This window comes from Saccharopolyspora sp. NPDC002376, from assembly GCF_053593195.1.
Map to the genome: position 1 here is coordinate 1 of NZ_JBSFBZ010000084.1, position 24,178 is coordinate 24,178.

The window sequence follows — 24,178 nt, forward strand, 5'->3', positions numbered from 1 at the left end:
CACAACCCATCCAACTCCCCAACAGCAACATCAACCACCACAACAACCATGATCCACAACGAACCAATCGAACTGCCGTTGCAGTATTAGGCAAAACTGGCAGCCCTCCCAGGCGCGCGGACGTAAGGGCGGCGCGGCTGGAGCTCGCCAGGCGCGCGAATGCCGGGGCAGCGCGGTTGGCGCTCGCCCCGGCGTTGAGTCGGTGGGTCAGAACTGGGTGGCCACGGCTCCGGCGATTTCGGGGAGGCGGGCGCCGTAAGGCGCTGCCGGGGAGTCCTGATTCGGGTTGCTGCGGGCGATGACCAGCTTGCCGCTGCGCGCTTGGCGGACCGACTGCTCGGAGCCGTCGGGGCGTCGGGTGTCGCCCGGGGCTGCTTGGTCCGGCGGCACCGTGCCGACCGGGCTCACGATCACCGTCACGTTGCCCGCCGCCGGACCCTCGTGCAGCACGAAGGACGCCACCTTCGCGCCGGACGGGCAGCTCGGCGCGGCTACCGGGGCCGTCGCCGCGGCTTCCGGGAGTTCCTTGGTCACCGCCGCGGCCAGCTGCGCGTCAGGACCGCAGCGTCCACCGCGGGTGGACATGACTTCGGGCCCGTCGTCGCTGCGCGGCGAGGGCGCGACCTCGGGCTGCGCTTGGCTGGTGACGGTCTCCTTCCCCGACGGCACGACCAGGGCGACACCGCCCGCGAGCACTCCGGCGGCCACCACCGTTCCGCCGACAGCCATCATCCGGCGCCGAGCCGTGATCCGCCGCGACGCCCGAGCCACGTCGTGCTCGTCGAACGACGCCGGAGGAACGGACTGCACCGAATCGCGAAACAGCTGTTCAAGCTTGCTCTCGTCCACTTACCCGCACCTCCTCACGCCGACCGCAGATCGCCGAGCTCATCGCCGAGCACCTCGCGCAACGCCGCGAGACCCCGAGCGCTCTGGCTCTTCACATTGCCTTCGCTGCACCGCATCACCGCTGCGACGCCCGCGACGTCCAGCCCCTCCAGGAACCGCAGCACCAGCACCGCGCGTTGCTTGGGCGGCACCTTCTGCAACGCGGCGAGCAGGGTTTGCTTGGTCGCCACCGAGTCGTCCACGTCCGGGTTGTCCGCCGGGCGATCCGGCAGCACCTCCGCAGCCCGCTCCCGCCGCCACGGGCGCCGGGACTCGTCGATCACCGCCCGCGTCAGCGTCCGGCGCACGTAGGCGTCCAGCGCGCCCTTGTCGCGCACCTTCCGCCAGTGCCGGTGCAGGGAGATGAACGCGGTCTGGGCGAGGTCGTCCGCGCGGTGCCAATCACCGCACATCATGTACGCCATCCGACGCACCGCCTCCCGCCGAGCCGCGAAGTACTCCGCGAACTCCTGCTCCTCGCGCTGGTCCACGCGGAACTCTCCGCTCGTCAGTGCTTGCACGTCTAGGACGGGATGCCCGGCTTCAACCGTTGCACGCGGCGACCGGGCAATCCACCCCAGTGATTGATACCGCAGTCCACCCAGCGGACCGCGCCGGGCTGTTTCCCTCACCCCGGGTTGATGTGATGTGATCTGTTCGTGACCAACCTGGCCCCGATCGACCTCCGCTCCGACACAGTCACGCGTCCCGACGAGCAGATGTCCGCGGCCATGGCGGCCGCTGAAGTCGGCGACGACGTGCTCGACCACGACCCCACGATGCGTGCCCTGGAGGAACGCGTCGCCAAACTGCTCGGCGCCACCGCCGCCCTGTGGGTGCCCAGCGGTTCGATGGGCAACCTGATCTCGCTGATGCTGCACCTGCAGCGCGGCGACCGGTTCCTCGCGCCGCACGGTTCGCATGTGCTCGCCTACGAGTTCGGCTCGGCAGCCTGGCTGGCCGGCGGCATGCCGCAGCCGCTGGAGTGGAACGCCGGGCCGGGGCGGCCGACCCCGGAAACCGTGCGCGGGCACGGCGATTCCGGCTACGACACCCTGCGTACGACGTTGCTGTGCTTGGAGAACACGCACAACAGCGCTGGTGGCGCGGTGACTCCGCCGCACGAGCACGCGCAGCTGGCGGCCGCGGCCCGCGAAAAGGGTCTGCGCATCCACCTCGACGGGGCCCGGATCTGGAACGCTGCGGTCGCTCTCGGCCTGCCGCCCGCCGCGCTGACCGTCGGCGTGGACAGCGTGCAGACCTGCCTGAGCAAGGGTCTCGGCGCGCCGGTGGGGTCCGTCATCGCAGGTGGCGAGGACTTCATCAGCGAGGCCCGACGGGTTCGGCGGATGCTCGGCGGCGGCGTTCGGCAAGGCGGTGTGCTGGCCGCGGCTGGGCTCGTCGCGCTGGACCGCATCGGCGCGCTGTCCGCCGACCACGACAACGCCCGGCTGCTCGCCGAGGGCTTGGCCGAGCACGGCTGGTCGGTCACCACGCCGCAGACCAACATCGTGCTCGCGGCGGTGCCGGACGTGGCCCTGTCCCTGGAACGCTTGTCGGCTGTCGGGGTGCACGCGGTGTCGATGAGCGGCCAGATCCGCTTCGTCACGCATCGCGACGTCACCGCGGCCGATATCAAGGAAGCGCTGCACCGGATCGACGAAGCCCGGATCTGACCAGGAGGTGCCCGTGGTGCGCTGGGTCGTCTTCGACTACGGCGAGGTGATCAGCCGCCGAACAGCGGCGCTGCCCGAGCTCGCAACGATGTACGGCACGGATCCCGAGGAGTTCGAGGCGGCGTACTTCGCCGAGCGCAAGGCCTACGACCGGGGCTGCCCAGACCTGGACTACTGGCAGGCGGTGGGCTCCCGGCTCGACCGCGAGGTGGACGCCGCCCTGTCCTCGCGTCTGACCCGAGCCGACGTCGCAGGCTGGCTGGAAACCGACCCGGAAACGGTGCACCTGCTAGAAGACCTGCACCGACGAGGCGTCACGCTGGCCCTGCTCTCCAACGCACCATCGTCCTTCGGCCGCGCAGCAGAACACGCGGACTGGGCTCGCCGGTTCAAGCACCTGGTCTTCTCCGGCGACCTCAAGCTGGCGAAACCAGACGCCCGCATCTACCGCTCGCTGCTGGAAACCATCGACGCCCAACCAGAAGACTGCCTGTTCTTCGACGACCGCCAGGAAAACATCGAAGGCGCCCGCGAAGCGGGCCTATCAGCCGAACTCTGGTCCGGCCCAACCGCGGCCCGAACTCTCCTGCAGTCCCGGGAACTCCTCACCTGACGAGGCGGAACCTCGAGGTGAAGGGCACCTTCGCAACGGTGCCCTTCACCTGTGGTTACTGCTTGATCTGCTTGCGGTCCCGGGCCCAGCCGAGGGCGGCGGTGGCGACGAAGAGGACACCGCCGATCACCGCGAGCCAGAAGAGGCCCTTGATGACCACTCCCGCGACCGAGATCACCAGCCACAGGACCAGCAGTCCGCCGATCACCTTCCACAACATCGCAAGCACCTCAGCTCGACCGCGGCAACCCGTCACCCCAAGACTGCCAGATGCCGCGCCCGATTAGCCCCACCTGACGCGGATACCAGGGAAAACTCAGGGTCGCGCCAACCAGGACTTCAGGCGCTCGACGGCTTCCGCGATGTCGTCCGCGCTGCCCGCGAAGGACATGCGCACGTAGCGGTTGCCCAGCTCCGGGTCGAAGTCCGCGCCCGGCACCACCGCCACCCCGGTCTCGTCGAGCAGACGACGGCAGAACGCGGACGTGTCGTCGGTGAGGTGGCCGATGTCGGCCCAGGCGTAGAACGCGCCGTCGGCAGGGGCCACCTTCGTGATGCCGAGCGAGGCGAGGCCGTTCAGCAGCAGCTCCCGGTTCTTCCGGTAGCTCTCGACATGCCCGGCGGCCTCGTCGTAGGCGGAAGCGGAGAAGGCCGCAACCGCGGCATGCTGGGACAGCGCGGGCGGGCAGAGGGTGAAGTTGCCGGTCAGGGCGTCGACCGCGCGGCGCAACCGCGGCGGCACCAGCATCCAGCCCAGCCGCCAGCCGGTCATCGACCAGTACTTGGAGAAGGAGTTCACCACGACCGCCTCGCCGGAGGTCTCCCACGCCGAGTGCAGCGGGTCGCCGTAGCTGAGCCCGTGGTAGATCTCGTCGCTGATCAGCTGCACGCCGTTGGCATCGCACCAAGAAGCGAGTTCGGCCAGCTCAGCGTCGGAGAGCACGGTGCCGGTCGGGTTCGCGGGACTGGCCACGATCAGCCCGCGCACCGGCTCGTCGAGCTCCTCCAGCATCGCGACGGTCGGCTGGAATCGGGTCGTCTCGTCGCACGGCAGCTCCACGACCTCGCAGCCCAGCGCGGACAGGATGTTCCGGTACGCCGGATATCCCGGCCGGGCCAGCGCAACCCGGTCCCCGGCGTCGAACGCAGCGAGGAACGCGAGCAGGAACGCCCCGGACGCGCCGGTGGTCACGACGACGTCGTCGGCCTGCACCTGCAGCCCGTACGACCGGTCGTAGTGCTCGACGATGGCTTCGCGCAGCGCGAGCAGGCCGACCTGCTCGGTGTAGCCGAGCGGATCGGCGGTGAGCGCCGCCGCGGCGGCTTCGCGGACCGCTTCCGGCGCCGGGGTCGACGGCTGGCCTGCGGCCAGCGAGATGACGTCACCGTGGGTGCGCTGCCGCGCCGCAGCGGCGGTCAGCACCTCCATCACCTGGAACGGAGGGATGTTCGCGCGTTGGGCTGCGGCGAGCGCGTCCGTCGTCACCATGCTCGCCAGCCTGCCAGATCGGCGAGCCTTCATTCGGGTTCGGCTTCGGTGAACCGCGTCAGTAGCCCTGGTACCCGCCGCCCTGCGCCATCGACTTCAGGCCGGGGTGGCCTTCGAAACCGCCGTAGCGGGAGAAGGTGTAGCGGACGCCCGCGATGATGTTGTCCACCGGGTTCCAGATGTCGTCGTGGCCCGCCAGCTTGTAGGACTGGAAGGTCGGGTCGATGCACTGCATCAGGCCCTTCGACGGGGTTCCCTTGGCCGCGTTGGAGTCCCAGTCGTTGATCGCGTGCGGGTTGCCGCCGGACTCCTTCTGGATGATCGTCCAGATCTCGTCGATGTTGTCCTCGGTGACCGGGATGCCGTTGGCCTGCAGGATCTTGATCGCTTCCTTGATCCACTCCTGCACGTTCCCGGGCGGCGGACCCGCGGGCGGACCTCCGCTCGGCCCGAGGCCACCGCCTCCACCCCCGCCGGATCCACCGGATTCGCCGCCACCTCCGCCTCCGGAGCCTCCGGAGCCGCCAGAGCCACCGGTGCCGCCGGAACCGGAACCACCAGTCCCACCAGGCGATCCGGGCTGCTCGCCGCCGGGTGTCGTGGACTGCTGGTTGGTCGCCGCGGGCTCCGTCATGCCCCAGTCGACCTTCCGCCCCGGCCCGGGCGTGAACGGCTGCTCCCCGGCCTTCGGCAGCGAGGAGAACACGTCGTTGAGCCCGCCGGCAGCGCTGCGCAGCTTCCCCAGCGCGGCGCTGAGCTTCGAGTTCGCCTCGGCGATCTTGCCCTCGGCTTCCCCGGCGTGCTCCTGCATCGCCTTCGTGATGGCGTCGTCGCGCCGCTTCGCCGCCTCGTCCTTGGCCTCGTCGTCGTCCTCGGCGTCCGCTACTTCCTGCTCGTAGGTCTTCTCGGCGCGCCGCGCGTCGGCCAGCGCCCGCTCGCCGATCGCGTTGACCTCGTCCTTCGCGGCCTGCACCGCCTCGGCGGCTTGGTCCAGCACGTCGGCCGAGCTCCGCAACGCCTCATGAGCCTTGCCGAAGCCGCCGTTGATCTTGCCCATGTAGCCGACGAAGGCGTCCGCGGAACCGCCCTCCCACGCGCCGTCGAGACCGTTCACGGTCTTGCCCAGCTCGTTGCCGTGATCATCGGCCTTCGAGGCCGCATCGCGCCAGCGAGCACCGATCGCGCGGATGTCGTCCGGCTTGCTGTCCTCGATCTTGCGCAGCTGTTCGGCGAGCTGGCCACCACCGGGCTTGCTCGCCACTTCTCCTGAAATCCCCATCAGAACCCCAGATCAGCGGAACGAGTCGGCGTTGGCCTGATCGATGTCGTCCATGGTGCTGCGCACCGCGTCGAGCGCGCCGCTGGCACTGCGCAGCAGCTGCTCGGCAGCGTCGAACTGCTGCTTGCCCGTGGTGTCCAGCTCGGTGATCGCACTGGTGAAATCACCAGCCGCGTCGAGCTTCCCGAAGATCGCAGCATCGACGTGCTGCCCCTCGAAGCCGTCGCCGACCGCGCCGACCGGACCGGCCTTGCCGTCCAGCTCCGCGCGGCAGTCCTCCAGCGCCGCCAAGTTGTAGCCCGCCTTCGCCACGACCCCTCCTCGTGCTCAGCCCGCTCGATTCGACGGCGGGGACGGCGGGCCCGGTTCCCCCTGTGGGTTCAGAACACCAGAAAAAACCGCCCGGTGGCGGGATTTCCCGTCGCCACCGGGCGGTTTTGTCCCGAATATCCCGATCAGACGGTCGGAACGGCGATTTCGCCCTGCACGGCGCGAAGCGCGATGTCGGTGCGGTAGTGCGAACCGGGCAGGTGCACGCCGTCGACCCGCTGGTACGCCGCCTCGCGAGCCGCCGCCAGGTCCTCACCGGTGGCGACCACGGACAGCACGCGGCCACCGGTCGAGAGCACAGCACCGTCCTCGCGACGCCGGGTGCCGGAGTGCAGCACGCCCTGCGCGTCGCTGCCCTGGATCACGTCGTCCACGCGAGGCCGACCCGGGTAGCCCTCCGCGGCGATCACGATGGTCACCGCCGAACCGGACTCCCACTCCAGCGGCGGCTGCTCGGCGAGCGTGCCGGTCGCCACCGCGTTGAACAGCGCGGCCAGCGGCGTGTTCAGCAGAGACAGCACCGCCTGGGTCTCCGGGTCGCCGAAGCGGCAGTTGAACTCGATCACCTGCGGACCGCTGGAGGTCAGCGCGAGACCGGCGTAGAGCAGCCCGGAGAACGGGGTGCCGCGGCGCGCGAGCTCGTCCACGGTCGGCTGCACGATGTCACGCACGACGTCGTCGACCAGGCCCTCCGGCGCCCACGGCAGCGGCGCGTAGGCGCCCATGCCGCCGGTGTTCGGGCCCGCGTCGCCGTCGCCGACGCGCTTGAAGTCCTGCGCGGGCAGCAGCGGAACGACCGTGGTGCCGTCGACCAGGCAGAACAGCGAGGCCTCGGGTCCGGCCAGGAACGACTCCAGCAGCACCGGGTGACCGCCGTCGAGCAGCTTGAGCGCGTGCGCCCGGGCCGCGTCGAAGTCGCTGGTCACCAGCACGCCCTTGCCCGCGGCCAGACCGTCGTCCTTGACCACCCAGGTCGGCCCGAAGTGGGCCAGCGCGGCGTCCAGCTTGGCGGGGTTGTCCACCACCTCGCTGTGCGCGGTCGGCACGCCGGCGGCGACCATGACGTCCTTGGCGAAGGCCTTCGAGCCCTCGATGCGGGCCGCCGCCTTGGACGGGCCGAAGCAGGCGATGCCCGCCGCGCGGACCGCATCGGACGCGCCCGCGACCAGCGGGGTTTCCGGACCGAAGACGACCAGGTCGGCCTGCCACTTGGTGGCCAGCTCGACCACCTCGTCGGGCTTGGCGACGTCGACGCCGTAGTTCTCGGCCAGCGCAGCGGTACCGGCGTTGCCGGGCGCGCAGGCCAGCGCCGTGACTGAGGGATCGCGGGACAGCGCCAGGGCGATCGCGTGCTCCCGGCCGCCACCACCGATCACGAGGATTCGCACGAACCGCAGCGTAGAGCGTGCGGCAGGCCACGCCTGCGCGGCCCCCGCCTACGACCGGCCCACCCCGGCGTTCACCTGGCGGTCGACCCGATGTCGCACCGGCTTGCTCGAATGGTCGATTGCGGCGGTCAGTGTTTTGCCCGAGTGTGCAGCGTTGATCAACGCTGCGGGACACGGGAGGGCAAATTGACGATTCGGGTACGCCTGACGGCGCTGTCCGTCGCGGGCGCAGCGGCGCTCGGGCTGATCTCGGCACCGGCCATCGCCGCACCGAACCGACCTGCCGACACCGAGCAGGTGTCGGTGTTCGGCCACCGGGGCGCCTCCGGCTACCGGCCGGAGCACACGCTGGCCTCCTACGAGCTGGCCGCCCGGATGGGCGCGGACTACATCGAGCCGGACCTGGTGCCGACCAAGGACGGCGTGCTGGTCGCGCGGCACGAGAACGAGATCGGCGGCACCACCGACGTCGCCGACCACCCCGAGTTCGCCGACCGCAAGACCACCAAGGTCATCGACGGCACGTCGCTGACCGGCTGGTTCACCGAGGACTTCACGCTGGCCGAGCTCAAGACGCTGCGCGCCAAGGAGCGCATCCCGGACGTGCGGCCGAACAACACCATCTACGACGGCCGCTACGAGGTGCCGACGTTCCAGGAGGTCCTGGACCTGCGCGCCCGGCTGTCCCGCGAACTGCACCGGGACATCGGCGTCGCCCCGGAGACCAAGCACCCGAGCTACTTCGCCGGGATCGGCCTGCCGGTGGAGCCCGGTGTGGTCGAGGCGCTGACCCGCAACGGTCTGAACCTGCCGGACGCCAAGGTCGCGGTGCAGTCCTTCGAGGTGAGCAACCTCAAGGAGCTGAACAAGTCGCTGAAGGTCGACCTGGTGCAGCTGATCAGCAACAGCGGCAAGCCGCAGGACTTCGTCGAGTCCGGTGACCCGCGCACCTACGCGGACCTGGTCAAGCCGGAGGGGCTGCGGGAGATCGCCCAGTACGCCGACGTGATCGGGCCGGACACCAAGGTCGTCCTGCCGGTCAAGGACGGCGGCTACCTGGGCGAGCCGACGTCGGTGGTGGCCGACGCGCACGCGGCCGGCCTCGAGGTCGTGCCCTACACCGTGCGAGCGGAGAACAAGTTCCTGCCGAAGGACTTCCAGTCCTCCGACAACCCGACGGCCTTCGGAGACGTCTTCGGCTTCCTCCAGGCGCTGTTCAACACCGGCATCGACGGGATCTTCTCCGACCACCCGGACATCGCGGTCACGGCCCGCAACGACTTCGCCGGTCGCTGACCCGAACTCCACAACGGCCTGCTCATCACCCGGATGGGCAGGCCGTTCCGGTTCCGCGAATTCACAGTTTCAATTGAAACTGCAAATCCCACCCACGACGGATCACAGTTTCAATTGAAACTGTGGTTCCCGACGGCTCGCGCATCACCTGGACGGGGTAGGCACTGTGATCAGGATCGGAACGACGAGCCGCCGGGGGGATCGACTGCCTAACCTGTCCATGATGGACGGAGGTGTCGCCGGGTGGTCCAACTGCTCCTCGTGCTGATCGGCGCGCTGCTCGTCACCGCCCTGGCCCGCAGTCGCGAGATCGCAGCTCCGCTGCTGCTCGTGCTGGTCGGCCTGCTGGTGTCGTTGATCCCAGTGCCGACCCAGCTGAACATCAACCCGGAGCTGCTGCTCACCGTCGTGCTCCCACCGCTGCTCTACGCCGCGGCGCTGGAGAGCTCCTACACGAACTTCCGGGCCCAGATCCGCAAGATCGTGCACCACGGCGTGCTGCAGGTGATCGCCACGTCGTTCCTGATCGGCTGGCTGGCCTTCGTCCTGATCCCCGAGCTGCCGCTGGCCTCGGCGATCGTGCTCGGCGCGGTGATCGCCCCGCCGGACGCGGTGACCGCCGCTTCGATCGGCCGCCAGCTGAAGCTGCCGCGCGCTGTCATGACGATCCTCGGCGGCGAGAGCCTGATCAACGACGCCGCCGCGCTGACGATCTACCGGATGGCGATCGTCGCCGTCGTCGGCACGACTCCCACGCTCGCGCACGGCGTGCTGGTGTTCGTGCTGGCCGTGGTGTTCGGCGTCGGGTTGGGGCTGGTGTTCGGCGTGCTCGCGCAGGCCGCGCGGACCCGTATCCCGGACGTGCAGGTGGCGACGGTCCTGGGCGTGCTGGTGCCGTTCCTCGCCTACCTCACGGCTGAAGAGCTGTACGGCTCCGGCGTGCTCGCGGTGATCACCGCCGGGCTCTACGTCGGCCACAACCAGCCGCGCGCCCGCGCCGCCGGTCGCCTGCAGGAGCACACAGTCTGGGCCTCGATCAACCTGCTGCTCGAGAGCCTGGTGTTCGCCTACATCGGGCTGCAGTTGAAGACCGTGGTCGACGGGCTGATCGCCTCCGGGCGCGACATCAGCTCGCTGCTGCTGGCCACGATGGTGATCTTCGCCGCGACGATCGGCTTCCGGGTGCTGTGGATGTTCAGCTCCAACTACCTGCCCGGCCTGTCGCACCTGCTCTCGCCCGGTAAACGGCCCGGCGGCCGGTGGCGGCGCACGGCGGTGCTGTCGTGGGCGGGGATGCGCGGCGTGGTCACCCTCGCCGCGGCGGGCGCGATCCCGTTCACCACCAGCACCGGCGAGCCGTTCCCGGCACGGGACATGATCCAGTTCATCGCGTCGGTGATCACGGTCGCCACCATCCTGGTGCAGGGCACCACGCTGCCCTGGCTGATCCGCAAGCTCGACGTCATCGACCCGGACGAGGCGGCCCGCGACGACCACGCCGAGGCGGAAGCCCGGGTGACGGCGACCAACGCCGCCTTGCTCTACCTGGACCAGCTCACCCCGGCGGACCTGAACACCGACCCGGAGCGCTACGACCGGATGATCATCCGAATGAAAGCCTTGGTGGAGCACCAGGGCATGGCCGCGGCCGAACAGGTCGGCCGAACCCCGGACGAGCGCGAGGACACCACGAGCCGGGGCTTCTCCGACCTGCGCCGCGACCTCATCGAGGTCCAGCGCTCAGCGATGGCCGACGAACGGGACGCGGGCAATCTCGACGACGAAGTTCTCCGCCGAGTGCTCCGAGAACTAGACCTCCAAGAAGCAGCCCTGGACAGCTCCTGGCGCAACCGCTGAGGCGGTCAACTTCTTCGGAGACGCGAAAGGGGGGATCCCGTGGTCCGGGATCCCCCTTTTCAGCCGAAAGAGCGGCTGATCGTCAGGCCATCGTGTGGCGGACGATCGTCTGGTCGCGGCCCGGGCCGACGCCGACGGCCGAGACGCGGGAGCCCGAGAGCTCCTCGATGCGCTTGATGTAGGCCTGGGCGTTGGCGGGCAGGTCCTCGAAGGTCCGAGCGCCGCTGATGTCCTCCCACCAGCCCGGCATCTCCTCGTACACCGGGACCGCGTGGTGCACGCCGGTCTGCGTCATCGGCATCTCGGTGACCCGCTCGCCGTCGACGTCGTAGGCCACGCAGACCGGGATGGTCTCGAGCCCGGACAGCACGTCCAGCTTGGTCAGGAAGTAGTCGGTGATGCCGTTGGTGCGGGTCGCGTAGCGCGCGATCACCGCGTCGAACCAGCCGGTGCGCCGCGAGCGACCGGTGGTGACGCCGAACTCGCCGCCCTGCTTGCGCAGGTTCTCACCGGCCTCGTCGGTGAGCTCGGTCGGGAACGGACCAGCGCCGACACGGGTGGTGTAGGCCTTCAGGATACCGATCACGGCGCCGATCTTCGTCGGCCCGATGCCGGACCCGGCGCAAGCGCCGCCGGAGGTCGGGTTCGACGAGGTCACGAACGGGTAGGTGCCGTGGTCGACGTCGAGCAGGGTGCCCTGCGAGCCCTCCAGCAGCACCGTCTCGTCGCGCTCCAGCGCCTGGTTGATCAGCAGCTTGGTGTCGGCGATCCGGTGGGCGAACTTCTCACCCTGGGACAGCACGGTGTCCACGACCTCGTCGACGTCCATCGCCCGGCGGTTGTAGACCTTGACCAGGATCTGGTTCTTCAAGTCGAGGGCGGCCTCGACCTTCTGCCGCAGGATCTTCTCGTCCAGCAGGTCCTGCGCGCGGACCCCGACGCGGGCGATCTTGTCCTGGTAGCAGGGGCCGATGCCGCGACCGGTGGTGCCGATCTGCTTCTTGCCGAGGTACCGCTCGGTGACCCGGTCGATGGCCACGTGGTACGGCATGATCAGGTGCGCGTCGGCGGAGATCAGCAGCCGCGAGGTGTCCACGCCGCGCTCCTCCAGCCCGGCCAGCTCTTCGAGCAGCACGCCGGGGTCGACGACGACACCGTTGCCGATCACATTGGTCACTCCGGGGGTCAGGATCCCCGACGGGATGAGGTGCAGGGCGAAGTCCTGCCCGTCGGGCAGCACAACGGTGTGACCCGCGTTGTTGCCGCCCTGGTAGCGGACGACCCACTGCGCCTGCTCGCCGAGCAGGTCGGTCGCCTTACCCTTGCCCTCGTCGCCCCACTGGGCGCCGATCAGCACGATCGCCGGCATGTGAAACTCCAACCTGGACTGGGCGGGGTGGTCGCCAGCGTGACCGCACGCTTCGCCCGTTCCCACCACGGGGTATGCCGGTCGATCAGGGTAAACCAGGAGCGAAACGTGAGTACCACCGCATTGTCCTGCGGAAACGTTGACCGCGCAGCGCGTCCGTCCGGTGACGGAGTGCGATGGTTCGACCTGCCGGTCACACCGACCCGCCAGGACCTGGATCCGCTGCTCGCCGAGACCACGGAACGCCTGGTCGTGCACGGCACCGACGCCGATTTCGCCTCGGTGGTGCTGCGCCTGCTCCGCAAGAACCGGCTGTCCGACCTGGTGGTGGGCTACGTGCCGGTCGCCGACTCCCCGGCGGCGCGGCTGTGGGGACTGCAGGCCGGCGACTTCGAGCGCGCGCTGACCGCCGAACCCCGCCCGTCGGCGCTGATCCGCGACGACTCGGGCGGCGTGCTGCTCGGCGCCGGGACCATCGAGCCGATCACTGGCCAGGTGTACTGCGATGACAACCGGGTGCTCGACGGAAATGCGCTGAGCATCACGATTTCACCCGATCCGGAGGCCACCCCGCTGCCGGAGTCCACCCCGGACCCGATGAACGCGATGCTCGACCCGGCGATGGACGGACTGCTGGTCACCACGGTTCGCCGCGGCCTGTTCCGCCGCCGCAGCGAGGTCACCCGGGGTCGCGCGGTGCAAGCGTCGTTCCTCTCGGCGACGGTGGTGCACGACGGCATGAAACATCCGCGCCCGGCGGAGAAGTGGGTCTGGTACCGGCACACCGAGGACCTCCGCTTCGCGCGCTGAACCGTGAATCACCCTGTCGTGCCAGGCGATCGGTGTGGTCGGTGCGAAATTCACCAGAAGATGCCACGATCGGTGGCGATTTCACGCCAAGTCACCAGTTGGCCACGCACTGGCATTGATCCGTCCACCTGCGTGGGCAATGGTCGAACACCGACAACGGCGAGACGCCCACGCGGAGGAAGCCATGACAGGCCACCGATCGTTGCGCGCGACCCTGACCGCCCTGCCGCTCGCGGCAGCCCTGGGCCTCGGCCTGGCCGCACCGGCCAGCGCCGAACCGCCGGGGATCCCGGACCCGGCGACGGCCAAGGCCGAGCTCGGTGAGCTCAAGGTCGCGCCGGAGGGCTCGATGGACGGCTACAGCCGGGACAAGTTCCCGCACTGGATCAACGGCCCGGACAACTGCAACACCCGCGAATCGGTGCTCAAGCGGGACGGCGAGGACGTGCAGGTCGGCTCGGACTGCTACCCGACCTCCGGCTCCTGGTACAGCCCGTACGACGGCGCGACCTGGACTCAACCGTCCGATTTGGACATCGACCACATCGTGCCGCTGGCCGCCGCGTGGCGCTCCGGCGCGGCGCAGTGGACGCAGGACCAGCGCCAGGCCTTCGCCAACGACCTGGACGGCCCGCAGCTGATCGCGGTCACCGACAACGTCAACCAGGCCAAGGGCGACCAGACGCCGGACAAGTGGATGCCGCCGCTGGCCGACTACCACTGCAAGTACGCCTCGATGTGGGTCGGCACCAAGAAGAAGTACGAGCTGACCGTCACCGACGCGGAGAAGTCGGCCCTGCAGAAGGTCCTCGACGGCTGCTGATCCGTCGCTGCGAACGGTGTCCGCTCGTCGGCGGGCGCCGTTCGTCTGCCCCACTTTCGCTTGACACGGGCGGAACGCGGTTGCGAGATTGCGGTCATGACCAAGATCGAGATCTGCGCGACCGAAGGCCGGCCCGGGTGAAGCGGGGCGAGCATCCCCGGCACGGGCTGGACTACCTGATCAACTCCCCGGTCCGGCTCTCGATCCTTGCGGAGCTGGTCGCGATCGACGGACCGGAGTTCCGGCACGTGCGCGACACCGTCGAGATCAGCGACTCCTGCCTGTCCAAGCACATCACCAAGCTGGAACGGACCGGGTACGTCGCGGTGCGCAAGGGTTCCGTCAACGGCCGCCCGCGCACCTGGCTGGAGATCACGCCCGTCGGACGCCGCGCCTACGAGTCGCACCTCGCGGCGCTCGAGGCGATCATCGACACCACCAAGAGGTCGTGACGAGGAGGGCCGATGCCCGAGGACACCGGAGCCGAACTGCGCTCGTCCATCGCCGCACCGCCGGGCGGGGTGATGACCGACGAGGTCGGTGTCATCACCGGGGATCTGGAGCTGGCCACCACCTGCGCTGACGGCGCGGTCGAGGTGTGGATCCGCTACGCCGGGGCCGACGAGTGGTACCGGCTCTCCGCGGCGGACTGCCAGCTGCACGACCCGCGCGACCACGAGGCTTTGCACAACGCCCTGGCCGCGGTCCTGAACCGGCCCTGATCACTCGCCGTCTGGGTACAGGGGCGGTAGGGCGGCGATGGCTTCGGTGCGGCTGAGCCCGGTCGCCTGCAGCAGGTCGACCGCGATCGAGCGGACCTGCATGACGACCACCTGCATCGAGAAGTCGCCCTCCCCCAGCAGTTCCACTGTGGACTTCTTCGCCACCGAACGCGCCGCTTCGCGGGTCTGCAGCGGATCGACGCCGTTGGCCAACTCGTCTCGCAGCAGCACGACTGCGCCCGCCAATTCCTCCAGCAAGCCCGGAAGCGGGCGCGGCACGGGCTCGCCGTCGCGCAACGCGGCCAGCGCTCGCCGCGCGAGCACACGGGTGTTGCGCAGCGCTCGGTCTATGGGCGTGGCCGCGGTGTCGTAGCGCTCGAGGTCGCCGCGCCGCCGCCACCGGATCGGCGCGAACTTGGCGATTTCCTGACCGGCCTCCAGCGCAGTGCGGAACTCCTCGACGTGCTTCTGGCTCTTGCGGGCCTTCGCGAGCACGTCGCTGGCCACATCGGGGTCCTGCCGCGCCACCGCCCAGCCGACACCGCGCAACGCGTCTGCCAGCGCGCCGAGCACCAGCCGTCCGTTGCGGTGGGCCACCGCGAGGGGGTTGGCGGGCAGCAACGACGCGACCACGAACCCGACCAGGCCGCCGATCGCCGCGTCGACCATGCGGGTCAGACCGCCCGCGGTCGCAGGCGGCAGCAGCGTCGCCACCAGCACCGATGACGACGCCGCCTGCAGCACGATCACCACACCGCTGTCCAGCAGCACGGCGGTGCTCATGGCCAGCGCGACGACGAGCGCGATCTGCCACGTGCCGGTGCCGATGAACGAGATCAGCACGTCGCCGACGCCGATCCCGATGCACACGCCGACGACCAGCTCCAGCGCGCGCCGCATCCGCTGACCCAGCGAGACGCCGAGCGAGATGATCGCCGCGACCGGCGCGAAGAACGGGGTGGCGTGCCCGAACACGTTCGTGGCCAGGAACCAAGCGAGCCCGGCGGCGACGGCGCACTGCACGATGGGCACGCTGGTGCGCAGCAGGCGGCGCAGTCGGCGGATCAGTTCTTCGCGCAGTCGATGCACACTGGACATTGTGTGTCAGATCGCCCCGCGATCCGAGCGCTAACGGCAGTGATCCTCACCCGCGATCCGCAATTTCCATTGATCCTTTTTCATCCTGTCCGGCTGGTGACCGCGAAGCACGACAGACACCGCGCGACGAAGGTCGCATGCGCCGCAGGCGCATAGCCCACCCCCGCAACTTGCACCGCCGCGGGTTCTCAGAGGCCGCCTGGCGAGGACAGCCCGTTTGCCGTGTATTGGCCATACATAAAAACGGGATCCCGCAGCCAGGCGGCGTCTGAGGTTCCGCCACCCGCACCGCCACGCAAAACGAGCCTGGAAAAACCTCAATGAAATCGGACGTTCGATTTCAATGGAAATTGCGGCACGACGTCACGCTTCGGGCTGAATCAGGCCAGGCCGAGGGCGTCGAGGGAGGCCGGGTCGCTGTCCTCGAGCAGCTTGCGGCAGCGGTCGAACTCCTCGTCCTCGCCGATCGACTGGGCCGCCTTCGCCAACGCCCCGACGGACCGCAGCACGCCCTGGTTCGGCTCGTGCCGCCACGGCACCGGCCCGAAGCCCTTCCAGCCCGCCTTCCGCAGCGCGTCCAGTCCACGGTGGTACCCGGTGCGCGCGTAGGCGTAAGCAGCGATGTTCTGCCCGGATTCCAGCGCGCCCTCGGCGAGCGCGGCCCAAGCGGCGCTGAAGCTCGGGTGGTGCGCGGCGACCACGGTCGGGTCGGTGCCGGCGCTGAGTTCGGCGTGCGCGGCCGAGTTCTCCGGCAGCAAGGTCTCCGGCGGTTCCAACAAGTTCCTCGTCATGGCCCCAATCCTGTCAGGTATGACGACGGCCCGTCCGCCACCAGGCGAACGGGCCGTCGTACAGGTCCAATGACCGCGGCGCGAAGCGCCACCTTGGGGGTGGCGGTCGGGCGAGGGGCTGGCCGGGGTGGTCAATTTCGCGAGAAATTGACCACCACCTAGGGTGACCTGGGTCAGCCTGCGAGCATGCGGCCTGCGGACTTGAGGTTTTCGCAGGCGTGGGCGACGCGGGCCGCCATGGCCTGCTCCGCCACCTTGAGGTAGCTGCGCGGGTCGTAGGTCTTCTTGTTGCCGACCTCGCCGTCGATCTTCAGCACGCCGTCGTAGTTCTTGAACATGTGGTCCGCGATCGGACGGGTGAAGGCGTACTGGGTGTCGGTGTCGATGTTCATCTTCACCACGCCGTAGGAGACCGCCTCGTGGATCTCCTCCAGCAGCGAGCCCGAGCCGCCGTGGAAGACCAGGTCGAACGGCTTGGAACCGGCCGCCAGACCCAGCTTCTGCGAGGCCACCTCCTGACCCTGCTTAAGGATCTCCGGACGCAGCTTGACGTTGCCCGGCTTGTAGACGCCGTGCACGTTGCCGAAGGTCGCGGCCAGCAGGTAGCGGCCGTTCTCGCCGCTGCCGAGGGCGTCCACGGTCTTCTCGTAGTCGCCGGGCGCGGTGTAGAGCTTCTCGTTGATGTCGTTGGCGACGCCGTCCTCCTCGCCGCCGACGACGCCGACCTCGAGCTCCAGGATGATCTTGGCCTTGACCGAGGCGGCCAGCAGCTCCTTGGCGATCTCCAGGTTCTCGTCGAGGTCGATCGCCGAGCCGTCCCACATGTGCGACTGGAACAGCGGGTTCTCGCCGCGGTCGACGCGCTCCTGGCTGATCTGGATCAGCGGGCGGACGAAGCCGTCCAGCTTGTCCTTCGGGCAGTGGTCGGTGTGCAGCGCGATGTTCACCGGGTACTTCGCCGCGACGACGTGCGCGTACTCGGCCAGCGCGGTGGCACCGGTGACCATGTCCTTGACCTTGGTGCCGGAAGCGAACTCGGCGCCACCGGTCGAGACCTGGATGATGCCGTCGCTCTCGGCCTCCGCGAACCCGCGCAGCGCCGCGTTGAGCGTCTCCGACGAGGTCACGTTGATGGCCGGGTAGGCGAATTCACCTGTCTTCGCCCGGTCCAGCATCTCCGCGTAGACCTCGGGGGTCGCGATGGGCATCGGTCTTCCTCCTCGCATGGAGTTTGGTCTTGGTGACGGGGAGTTGCGCAGCATCTTACGAGCCGCGGCCCGCTGGCGGCGGACCCTGTCGGCTCGGAGCCACACTTTCGGCGTCACAGTGCCCGAGTCGAGGGCGTTTTGGAAAGTCGGTGACAGGATTCAGAACGGTACGAATCCTGTGTACATCCTCACACGCTGGGGTTTCGCCGCACTACAGCCAAGCGCCGACGACCACGTCCCACTCCCGGATGGTGGTCTTGGCGATCACCCCGGCCTCGGTGTACGGGTCAGCGTCGAGGATAGCCTGCAGCTCGTCGACGTCGGCCGCCTCGTAGACGAGCTGCGCGCCCTTGCCGTCGGCGAAAGGACCTCCGGCGAGCAGCACTCCGCGCTCGGCCAGGCCGCGGCTGTACTCGCGGTGCGCCGGGCGGACCTGCAGGCGGTGCTCCTCGTCCTCGCCGTAGACGAGACCGACCACGAACTTCGCCATATCCGAAACCTCCTGTTTCCGAACGCGATCGATGCGGACGCTACCCGGCCGCAGCACACCGACCGGGGGACAACCGGTAACTTGTTCGATCATGGCCGGTGATTCACGCGGAGCCGAACGGAGCGTCGAGCAGACCCTCGGTCACCTGCGCACTCTGGACAGCGCGGCGATCGACGTCTCCGGCCCCCCGTTGACCCTGGAAGACCTCTACAAACAGCAACGCATGCGGATGGTGCGGTTGGCCATCCTGCTAGTCGACGATCCGGCGACGGCCGAGGACGTCGTGCAGGAGGCGTTCACCGGGCTGTACCGCAACTGGTCGGGGCTGCGCGATGCCAGGGCGGCGATCGGCTACTTGCGGACCGCGGTGGTCAACGGCAGCCGTTCGGTGCTGCGCCGCCGCAAGACGGCCCGCGAGTACCAGCCGCCGCACCAGGCCGACGCCCGTTCCGCGGAGTCGCTGGCGATGCTGACCGCCGAGCACCAGGCGGTGGTGGCCTCGCTCGGCAAACTGCCGCGGAGGCAGCGGGAGGTCCTGGTGCTGCGCTACTACGGCAACCTGTCCGAGGCTGAGATCGCCGAGGCCACCGGGGTTTCGAGGGGCACCGTGAAGTCCACCGCGAGCCGCGCGCTGGACGCCCTGCAGAAGCTGATCGGCGGTTGAGCCCGGGAAGTCCGCGAAAACCTCCAACGAACAACACACCTGTTTGGTGTAGACCAATAGGTGTTCGGTGGCGGAGGATCGTCGGGTGACCGCACAAGCCATCGCCGTCGACGTCGGCGGAACCGAGATGAAGGCCGCGCTGGTCGCCGTCGGCCCCGACCGAGCCGAACCGCTGCGCTGGCTGCGCCGTCCAACCCCTCGTGGCGAGGACACCGCCCAACTGGTGGTGACCGCCGTGGCTGAACTGGTGGCCGAGCTGCGCGTGGATGCGCAGGTCGACGCGGTCGGCGTGGTGGTGCCGGGCGCGGTCGACGAGGCCCGCGGCATCGGCGTGTACTCGGCGAACCTCGGCTGGAGCGACGCCCCGTTGCGCGACATGCTCGCCGAGCGCATCGACCTGCCGGTCAGCTTGGGCCACGACGTGCGCGCGGGCGGGCTCGCCGAGGCGCGCCTGGGCGCCGCTCGCGGCATGCGCGACGTGGCGGTGCTGCCGATCGGCACCGGCATCGCCGCGGCGCTGCTGTTCGACGGGCAGCTCTACGCCGGCGGCGGGTTCGCGGGCGAGATCGGGCACGTCGACATCGGCCATGGCGAACCTTGCGGCTGCGGGCGCACCGGCTGCGTCGAGGCGCTGGCCTCCTCGGCGGCCGTGGCCCGCCGCTACCTGGCGCGCACCGGCGTGGAGCGCACCAGCGCCGAAGTGGCTTCGGCCGTGCGCGCGGGCGACCCGGACGCGCAAGCTGTGTGGGCGGAAGCGGTCGACGCGCTCGCCAAGGGCCTGCTGGTGCTGGTGACGGTCGCCGCGCCCGAATGCATCGTGCTCGGCGGCGGGTTCGCGCAGGCCGGGGACCTGCTCACCGAGCCGCTGCGGGAGCGGCTCGACGCGATGCTGGCGGCCTACCACCGCCGCCCGCACCTGGAACTGGCCGAACTCGGCGACACCGCGGGCTGCCTCGGGGCGGCCCTGCTGGCGACGGAAGGGTTGAGAACAAAGTGAACGCTCCCGAGCTGATCCTCGCCAGCGGGCAGGTCGTCACCCCGGACGGAGTGCTGGACCGGGGCTGGGTCCGGGTGTCCGGCGGGAAGATCGCCGCGGTCGGCACCGGTCCGACGCCCGAGGGGCAGGTCGTGGATCTGCGCGGGCAGTGGCTGGTGCCCGGTTTCGTGGACATCCACTGCCACGGCGGTGGCGGCGGCTCGTTCACCAGCATTGAGGTCGACCAGGCGCGGGCCGCGATCGCCGCGCACCGCAGGCACGGCACCACCACGATGATGGCAAGCCTGGTGTCGGCGCCGCTGCCGGACCTGACCAAGCAGATCAGCGCGCTCAGCGACCTGGTGGTGGACGGCGAGCTGGCGGGCATCCACCTGGAGGGCCCGTTCCTGTCCTCGGCGCGCTGCGGCGCGCACGACCCGGCGATCCTCCGGGCCCCGGAGGCCTCCGCCGTGCAGCAGGTGCTCGACGCGGGGCGCGGGACGGTCCGGATGGTCACCCTGGCGCCGGAGCTGCCGAACGGCGTCGAGGCCGTCCGCCAGCTGGTCGACCACGGGGTGATCGCCGCGGTCGGGCACACCGACGCGGTGCTGTCGCAGGTCGTCCCCGCGGTGGAGGCCGGGGCGACGGTGGCGACGCACCTGTTCAACGCGATGCGCCCGCTGCACCACCGCGAGCCCGGCCCGATCGGGGTCCTGCTGGAGGACGAGCGGGTCACCGTCGAGCTGATCTGCGACCTGGTGCACCTGCACCCGGCGATCGTGCAGCTCGCCGCCTCGCACGCGGGCACCGGCCGAACGGTGCTGGTCACCGACGCGATCAGCGCCACCGACGCCGGCGACGGCACCTACGAGCTGGGCAAGGTCCCGGTGACGGTGACCGACGGCGAGGCGCGGCTGGCGGACGGTTCGCTGGCGGGCAGCACGCTGACCATGGACGTGGCGTTCCGCAACCTCGTCGAGTCCGGCGGTCAGAGCGTCCCGGCAGCGGTGGCGGCGGCATCGACCAAGCCCGCACAACTCCTCGGCCTCGACGACCAGATCGGAGCGATCCGCCCTGGTCTGGCGGCCGACCTGGTCGTCCTGAACCCGGACCTCCACCTCACCGGAGTCCTCAAGAACGGCACCTGGACCGTCGACCCCCGCTGACCCACAGGGATCGGCTGGGCCCCTGTGGGGTTCGGATCGGGACCCCACAGGGCTCGACGGGCCCTGCTGGGCTCGACTCGGCCCGGTTCCGGGGGTTTACAGTTTCAATTGAAACTGTGGTTCCTCAGCGTGTCGGTGCCGGACACGTCGGCGCCTGTGGACAACTGCCCGCAAGTTCAATGGAAATTGGATGTCCAATTTCCATTGAACTTGCGGGCGTCGCGCAGGTCCGGACAGCAGGTGGGGGACTGGTTAGGCTCGGGGCGTGACGTCGCCTGATCCCGAGCACCTGTTGTCCGCGGCGCTGCGCGCCCAAGCCGGGGGCAGTCCCGGCATGACCCCGCCGCCTCCGCAGCCGGCGCCGCCGCCCGCACGCAAGCGCCTGCCGGTGGTCGGCGTGCTGGTGTTCGCGGTGATCCTGGGCCTGGCGACCGGCGCGCTGGCCGGGGTCATGACCGTCATCAACCCGTTCTGGTGACCTGGCCCCAAACCCCTGGCCAACTCAGCATTTCGGGCGTTTCGTCCTGATCGTTCTCCGACGAAGAGTGCATATTCTCACCGATCGGGTGATGCCAGGCGTGCCTCGTCACGGCGGGTCACTCTCCCGCGCACTGGCCCTCACGGGGTCGCGGTACCGTTGGCGACCGTGACGACCGAACTGCCCGCGATTGTCAACGCCGCCGCGAACACAACCGCGCTGGCCCTGCTGCCGGACTGGCTGAACCCCGAGCACATCGTCCAGTCCCTCGGCCCATTCGCCCTGATCGGCGTGTGCCTGATCATCTTCGCCGAATGCGGCCTGCTCGTCGGCTTCTTCCTGCCGGGCGACTCCCTGCTCTTCGTCACCGGCCTGTTCGTCGCGGCCGGTGTGATCAACACCCCGATCTGGCTGGTCTGCGTCCTGCTGGCGGTGTGCGCCTTCGTGGGCAACGTGACCGGTTACTGGATCGGCCGCAAGGTCGGTCCAGCGATGTTCAACAAGCCCGACTCGAAGCTGTTCAAGCGCGAGCACGTGGACAAGACCCACGAGTTCTTCGATCGCTACGGCGCCCGAGCGATCATCCTGGCCCGGTTCGTGCCGATCGTGCGCACCTTCATCACCGCGGTCGCAGGCATCGCGCAGATGGACCAGAAGAAGTTCTTCGGCTACTCCGCGATCGGCGGCATCGCCTGGATCGTGAGCATGACGCTGCTGGGCTTCTTCCTCGGCAACATCTCGTGGATCCGCGACAACCTCGAGGCGATGGCGATCCTGATCGTGCTGATCTCGATCATCCCGATCGTCATCGAGTACGTGAAGGGCCGCCGCGAGAAGGCCCGCGAGGCGAACTGACCCCACGAGGAACGCGCGAGCTCCGAAACCCGGAGTTCGCGCGTTTCTGCTTTTCCGGGATCGGCGAAAAGCGCTTCTGCACCTCCGGGGCCCGTGGCAGCATTCCGGTGTCCTATCGACTTCCCAGGACGCACGCCGATGGACGGCGCGGAGTTGATCAGCGGCCCTGCCCCGATGACCGACCGGATACGGGTCGCGCATCTGAAGGACCCCGCCGGAAACCTGATCGAACTCCAGGAATGGCTGGCCCCTCGCAGCTGATCACCAAGCGGCGGCTGGATCGGCGTGCTGCTGGATCCAGGTGTGCATCACGACGCCGGCCGCGACGCCTGCGTTGATCGAACGCGTCGAGCCGTACTGCGCGATGGAGACCACCAGGTCGGCGTCGCGGCGGGAGTCCTCGCGCAGGCCGGGGCCTTCCTGCCCGAACAGCAGCACGCAGCGGCGCGGCAGCGTCGTGCGTTCGATCGGCACCGCTCCGGCAGTGTTGTCCACGCCCACCACCGCGAGGTCGTGCTCGGCCGCGTAGGCGCGCAGCGAGTCCAGCTCCGGGTGGTGGTGGATGTGCTGGTAGCGGTCGGTGACCATCGCGCCGCGCCGGTTCCACCGCCGGCGGCCCACGATGTGCACCGCCTTCGCCGCGAAGGCGTTGGCGGTGCGCACCACGGTGCCGATGTTGTGGTCGTGCTGGAAGTTTTCGATGGCCACGTGGAAGTCGTGCCGCCGCAGGTCCAGATCGGCCACGATCGCTTCGCGCCGCCAGTAGCGGTAGTGGTCGACCACGTTGCGGCGGTCGCCGTGTTCCAGCAGCTCCGGGTCGAAGCGCTCATCGGTCGGCCAGGGGCCCTCCCAGGGGCCGACGCCGACCGTGCTGCCCCACTCGGTGGGGCCGATGTCCTCGCTCACAGTTCCGCCTCTCCGCGATTCACAGTGGTAGTTGTGTTCGGGAGCGATCTTTCGTTTCGCGGTTTCTTGTGGCTGGGTTGCGTCACGGTCTCCTGAGGTGCGGTTGAGCAGTACTGGGGTTGGCACAGTTCCGCCTCTCCGCGATTCACAGTGGTGGTCGCGTTCGGGAGGGACCTTGCGTTTCGCGGCTTCTTGTGGCCGGGTTGCGTCACGGTCCCCTGAGGTGCGGTTGAGCAGGACTCGGGTTGGCACCGAGCGGGACTTTGGTTGGCGCAGGGCCGCTCACGCCAACCCGAGGTCGGACAGCCCCAGCAGCGATCGGTACGGCAGCCCGGCCGCCTCGATCTTCTCCCGCGCGCCGGTGTCGCGGTCCACGACGGTGGCCACGCCGACGATCTCGGCACCGACCTCGCGCAGCGCCTCGACGGCGGTCAGCACGCTGCCACCGGTGGTGGAGGTGTCCTCGACGGCCAGCACCCGGCGGCCGACGACATCCGGGCCCTCGATGAGCCGCTGCATGCCGTGCGCCTTGGTGTTCTTGCGGACCACGAAGGAGTCCAGCGGGGCGCCTTCGGCGTGCATCATGGCGGTCGCGACCGGGTCGGCGCCGAGGGTCAGGCCGCCGACGGCGACGTAGTCCCAATCGGCGGTGAGCTGGCGCAGCAGCCGACCGATCAGCGGCGCCGCCTGGTGGTGCAGCGTCGCGCGCCGGAGGTCGACGTAGTAGTCGGCTTCCTTGCCCGAAGCCAACGTCACCTTGCCGTGCACGACGGCGATTTCCTCAATCAGGCGGGCGAGCTCGGAGCGCTGCTGTTCATCCACTGTGACCACGAGTTTTCAGCATACGGCTCGACCCGCGCCCCTTCCCGCTCCGGGGGTCGTGAGTGCGTAACAGTGTTCCAACACTGCTGCGAGCGAGGAGGGCTGGGCCGACGGCGACCGGACGCTGCACTGCGGTCTCCAGCAGCCTGGACCGTCCGGGAAGCTCTACCCGATCAAGGGCAGT

At 69.4% G+C, this 24,178-nt stretch carries 28 protein-coding genes and 1 pseudogene; 15 read left to right on the forward strand and 14 right to left on the reverse strand.

Annotated elements, in window-relative coordinates; translation table 11 throughout:
* Positions 1-207: 207 nt before the first annotated feature.
* Together ACWCO2_RS34095 and ACWCO2_RS34100 are read right to left on the reverse strand one after the other, a co-directional pair.
* Positions 208-849 carry a hypothetical protein gene (locus tag ACWCO2_RS34095; protein WP_450131921.1) on the reverse strand — a complete coding sequence of 214 codons (642 nt, stop codon included), beginning with the start codon at positions 847-849 and terminating at the stop codon, positions 208-210.
* Positions 850-863: 14 nt separating this feature from the next.
* Positions 864-1,379: a SigE family RNA polymerase sigma factor gene (locus ACWCO2_RS34100; protein ID WP_450131946.1), complete on the reverse strand. Its 516-nt coding sequence runs from the start codon at positions 1,377-1,379 to the stop codon at positions 864-866.
* 168 nt (positions 1,380-1,547) lie between these two features.
* On the opposite strand from ACWCO2_RS34100, the gene ACWCO2_RS34105 reads away from it, so the two are divergent.
* Both ACWCO2_RS34105 and ACWCO2_RS34110 read left to right on the forward strand, forming a co-directional pair.
* Positions 1,548-2,564 (forward strand): threonine aldolase family protein, encoded by a 1,017-nt coding sequence (locus tag ACWCO2_RS34105; RefSeq protein ID WP_450131922.1) that lies wholly within the window; start codon positions 1,548-1,550, stop codon positions 2,562-2,564.
* A 16-nt stretch (positions 2,565-2,580) separates the two neighbouring features.
* Entirely contained in the window at positions 2,581-3,177 is a 597-nt protein-coding gene (locus ACWCO2_RS34110; protein ID WP_450131947.1) for an HAD family hydrolase, read from the forward strand.
* A 55-nt stretch (positions 3,178-3,232) separates the two neighbouring features.
* On the opposite strand, the gene ACWCO2_RS34115 is transcribed toward ACWCO2_RS34110, so the two are convergent.
* The 5 genes from ACWCO2_RS34115 to purD form a co-directional block, all read right to left on the reverse strand.
* Positions 3,233-3,397 carry a hypothetical protein gene (locus ACWCO2_RS34115; protein WP_450131923.1) on the reverse strand — a complete coding sequence of 55 codons (165 nt, stop codon included), beginning with the start codon at positions 3,395-3,397 and terminating at the stop codon, positions 3,233-3,235.
* Between the two features lie 96 nt (positions 3,398-3,493).
* Positions 3,494-4,666 (reverse strand): pyridoxal phosphate-dependent aminotransferase, encoded by a 1,173-nt coding sequence (locus ACWCO2_RS34120; protein WP_450131924.1) that lies wholly within the window; start codon positions 4,664-4,666, stop codon positions 3,494-3,496.
* 58 nt (positions 4,667-4,724) lie between these two features.
* Positions 4,725-5,927: a transglycosylase SLT domain-containing protein gene (locus ACWCO2_RS34125; protein WP_450131925.1), complete on the reverse strand. Its 1,203-nt coding sequence runs from the start codon at positions 5,925-5,927 to the stop codon at positions 4,725-4,727.
* A 30-nt stretch (positions 5,928-5,957) separates the two neighbouring features.
* Positions 5,958-6,257 carry a hypothetical protein gene (locus ACWCO2_RS34130; RefSeq protein ID WP_450131926.1) on the reverse strand — a complete coding sequence of 100 codons (300 nt, stop codon included), beginning with the start codon at positions 6,255-6,257 and terminating at the stop codon, positions 5,958-5,960.
* Between the two features lie 143 nt (positions 6,258-6,400).
* Positions 6,401-7,663 carry a phosphoribosylamine--glycine ligase gene (purD, locus tag ACWCO2_RS34135; protein ID WP_450131927.1) on the reverse strand — a complete coding sequence of 421 codons (1,263 nt, stop codon included), beginning with the start codon at positions 7,661-7,663 and terminating at the stop codon, positions 6,401-6,403.
* 192 nt (positions 7,664-7,855) lie between these two features.
* On the opposite strand from purD, the gene ACWCO2_RS34140 reads away from it, so the two are divergent.
* Positions 7,856-8,959: a glycerophosphodiester phosphodiesterase gene (locus ACWCO2_RS34140; RefSeq protein ID WP_450131948.1), complete on the forward strand. Its 1,104-nt coding sequence runs from the start codon at positions 7,856-7,858 to the stop codon at positions 8,957-8,959.
* A gap of 243 nt (positions 8,960-9,202) precedes the next feature.
* The gene (locus tag ACWCO2_RS34145) at positions 9,203-10,816 is read left to right on the forward strand and encodes a Na+/H+ antiporter (RefSeq protein ID WP_450131928.1); all 1,614 of its coding nucleotides are present in this window, start codon (positions 9,203-9,205) and stop codon (positions 10,814-10,816) included.
* A gap of 82 nt (positions 10,817-10,898) precedes the next feature.
* Here ACWCO2_RS34145 and ACWCO2_RS34150 read toward each other — a convergent pair whose 3' ends face one another.
* Positions 10,899-12,185 carry an adenylosuccinate synthase gene (locus tag ACWCO2_RS34150; RefSeq protein WP_450131929.1) on the reverse strand — a complete coding sequence of 429 codons (1,287 nt, stop codon included), beginning with the start codon at positions 12,183-12,185 and terminating at the stop codon, positions 10,899-10,901.
* A gap of 108 nt (positions 12,186-12,293) precedes the next feature.
* Between ACWCO2_RS34150 and ACWCO2_RS34155 the strand changes: the two genes are divergently transcribed.
* From ACWCO2_RS34155 to ACWCO2_RS34170, 4 genes are all read left to right on the forward strand, one after another.
* The gene (locus ACWCO2_RS34155) at positions 12,294-12,995 is read left to right on the forward strand and encodes a hypothetical protein (RefSeq protein WP_450131930.1); all 702 of its coding nucleotides are present in this window, start codon (positions 12,294-12,296) and stop codon (positions 12,993-12,995) included.
* Positions 12,996-13,179: 184 nt separating this feature from the next.
* On the forward strand, positions 13,180-13,818 hold the full coding sequence (locus ACWCO2_RS34160; protein ID WP_450131931.1) for an HNH endonuclease family protein: 639 nt from the start codon (positions 13,180-13,182) through the stop codon (positions 13,816-13,818).
* A gap of 137 nt (positions 13,819-13,955) precedes the next feature.
* A complete protein-coding gene (locus ACWCO2_RS34165; RefSeq protein WP_450131932.1) occupies positions 13,956-14,270 on the forward strand; it encodes a winged helix-turn-helix domain-containing protein in 315 nt (104 codons plus the stop codon).
* A 12-nt stretch (positions 14,271-14,282) separates the two neighbouring features.
* Positions 14,283-14,540, forward strand: coding sequence for a hypothetical protein (locus ACWCO2_RS34170; RefSeq protein ID WP_450131933.1), 258 nt, complete (start codon positions 14,283-14,285; stop codon positions 14,538-14,540).
* On the opposite strand, the gene ACWCO2_RS34175 is transcribed toward ACWCO2_RS34170, so the two are convergent.
* The 4 genes from ACWCO2_RS34175 to ACWCO2_RS34190 all read right to left on the reverse strand — a co-directional run bounded on the left by ACWCO2_RS34175 (position 14,541) and on the right by ACWCO2_RS34190 (position 18,127).
* A complete protein-coding gene (locus tag ACWCO2_RS34175; protein WP_450131934.1) occupies positions 14,541-15,638 on the reverse strand; it encodes an FUSC family protein in 1,098 nt (365 codons plus the stop codon). It lies immediately after the preceding gene.
* A gap of 380 nt (positions 15,639-16,018) precedes the next feature.
* Positions 16,019-16,429 carry a DUF3151 domain-containing protein gene (locus ACWCO2_RS34180; RefSeq protein ID WP_450131935.1) on the reverse strand — a complete coding sequence of 137 codons (411 nt, stop codon included), beginning with the start codon at positions 16,427-16,429 and terminating at the stop codon, positions 16,019-16,021.
* A gap of 173 nt (positions 16,430-16,602) precedes the next feature.
* On the reverse strand, positions 16,603-17,637 hold the full coding sequence (gene fbaA, locus ACWCO2_RS34185; RefSeq protein ID WP_450131936.1) for a class II fructose-bisphosphate aldolase: 1,035 nt from the start codon (positions 17,635-17,637) through the stop codon (positions 16,603-16,605).
* A 211-nt stretch (positions 17,638-17,848) separates the two neighbouring features.
* On the reverse strand, positions 17,849-18,127 hold the full coding sequence (locus ACWCO2_RS34190; protein ID WP_450131937.1) for a YciI family protein: 279 nt from the start codon (positions 18,125-18,127) through the stop codon (positions 17,849-17,851).
* Positions 18,128-18,218: 91 nt separating this feature from the next.
* Here ACWCO2_RS34190 and ACWCO2_RS34195 point away from each other — a divergent pair, with 91 nt between their 5' ends.
* From ACWCO2_RS34195 to ACWCO2_RS34220, 6 genes are all read left to right on the forward strand, one after another.
* Positions 18,219-18,791 carry a SigE family RNA polymerase sigma factor gene (locus ACWCO2_RS34195; RefSeq protein ID WP_450131938.1) on the forward strand — a complete coding sequence of 191 codons (573 nt, stop codon included), beginning with the start codon at positions 18,219-18,221 and terminating at the stop codon, positions 18,789-18,791.
* Between the two features lie 85 nt (positions 18,792-18,876).
* Positions 18,877-19,788, forward strand: coding sequence for an ROK family protein (locus tag ACWCO2_RS34200; RefSeq protein ID WP_450131939.1), 912 nt, complete (start codon positions 18,877-18,879; stop codon positions 19,786-19,788).
* The gene (gene nagA / locus ACWCO2_RS34205; protein WP_450131940.1) at positions 19,785-20,933 is read left to right on the forward strand and encodes an N-acetylglucosamine-6-phosphate deacetylase; all 1,149 of its coding nucleotides are present in this window, start codon (positions 19,785-19,787) and stop codon (positions 20,931-20,933) included. Before ACWCO2_RS34200 ends, nagA begins: the two co-directional genes overlap by 4 nt.
* A gap of 265 nt (positions 20,934-21,198) precedes the next feature.
* Entirely contained in the window at positions 21,199-21,411 is a 213-nt protein-coding gene (locus ACWCO2_RS34210) for a hypothetical protein (protein ID WP_450131941.1), read from the forward strand.
* 168 nt (positions 21,412-21,579) lie between these two features.
* Entirely contained in the window at positions 21,580-22,266 is a 687-nt protein-coding gene (locus ACWCO2_RS34215; RefSeq protein ID WP_450131942.1) for a DedA family protein, read from the forward strand.
* A gap of 138 nt (positions 22,267-22,404) precedes the next feature.
* The gene (locus tag ACWCO2_RS34220) at positions 22,405-22,527 is read left to right on the forward strand and encodes a hypothetical protein (RefSeq protein ID WP_450131943.1); all 123 of its coding nucleotides are present in this window, start codon (positions 22,405-22,407) and stop codon (positions 22,525-22,527) included.
* Here the strand turns inward: ACWCO2_RS34220 and ACWCO2_RS34225 are convergent, their stop codons facing one another.
* Both ACWCO2_RS34225 and pyrE read right to left on the reverse strand, forming a co-directional pair.
* Positions 22,528-23,172: a TrmH family RNA methyltransferase gene (locus ACWCO2_RS34225; RefSeq protein WP_450131944.1), complete on the reverse strand. Its 645-nt coding sequence runs from the start codon at positions 23,170-23,172 to the stop codon at positions 22,528-22,530.
* A 282-nt stretch (positions 23,173-23,454) separates the two neighbouring features.
* The gene (pyrE, locus tag ACWCO2_RS34230; protein WP_450131945.1) at positions 23,455-24,003 is read right to left on the reverse strand and encodes an orotate phosphoribosyltransferase; all 549 of its coding nucleotides are present in this window, start codon (positions 24,001-24,003) and stop codon (positions 23,455-23,457) included.
* 85 nt (positions 24,004-24,088) lie between these two features.
* On the opposite strand from pyrE, the pseudogene ACWCO2_RS34235 reads away from it, so the two are divergent.
* Positions 24,089-24,178 (forward strand): annotated as a pseudogene (locus tag ACWCO2_RS34235) (septum formation family protein); the annotation flags it as partial.

Excerpts from the sequence above, each read along its gene's own strand:
- ACWCO2_RS34160 (WP_450131931.1), top strand. The coding sequence starts at position 13,180 with ATGACAGGCCACCGATCGTTGCGCGCGACCCTGACCGCCCTGCCGCTC.
- ACWCO2_RS34170 (WP_450131933.1), top strand. The coding sequence starts at position 14,283 with ATGCCCGAGGACACCGGAGCCGAACTGCGCTCGTCCATCGCCGCACCG.
- ACWCO2_RS34180 (WP_450131935.1), bottom strand. The coding sequence starts at position 16,429 with ATGACGAGGAACTTGTTGGAACCGCCGGAGACCTTGCTGCCGGAGAAC.
- ACWCO2_RS34150 (WP_450131929.1), bottom strand. The coding sequence starts at position 12,185 with ATGCCGGCGATCGTGCTGATCGGCGCCCAGTGGGGCGACGAGGGCAAG.
- ACWCO2_RS34120 (WP_450131924.1), bottom strand. The coding sequence starts at position 4,666 with ATGGTGACGACGGACGCGCTCGCCGCAGCCCAACGCGCGAACATCCCT.
- ACWCO2_RS34115 (WP_450131923.1), bottom strand. The coding sequence starts at position 3,397 with ATGTTGTGGAAGGTGATCGGCGGACTGCTGGTCCTGTGGCTGGTGATC.
- ACWCO2_RS34195 (WP_450131938.1), top strand. The coding sequence starts at position 18,219 with ATGGCCGGTGATTCACGCGGAGCCGAACGGAGCGTCGAGCAGACCCTC.
- ACWCO2_RS34190 (WP_450131937.1), bottom strand. The coding sequence starts at position 18,127 with ATGGCGAAGTTCGTGGTCGGTCTCGTCTACGGCGAGGACGAGGAGCAC.
- ACWCO2_RS34220 (WP_450131943.1), top strand. The coding sequence starts at position 22,405 with ATGGACGGCGCGGAGTTGATCAGCGGCCCTGCCCCGATGACCGACCGG.
- fbaA (WP_450131936.1), bottom strand. The coding sequence starts at position 17,637 with ATGCCCATCGCGACCCCCGAGGTCTACGCGGAGATGCTGGACCGGGCG.
- ACWCO2_RS34175 (WP_450131934.1), bottom strand. The coding sequence starts at position 15,638 with ATGTCCAGTGTGCATCGACTGCGCGAAGAACTGATCCGCCGACTGCGC.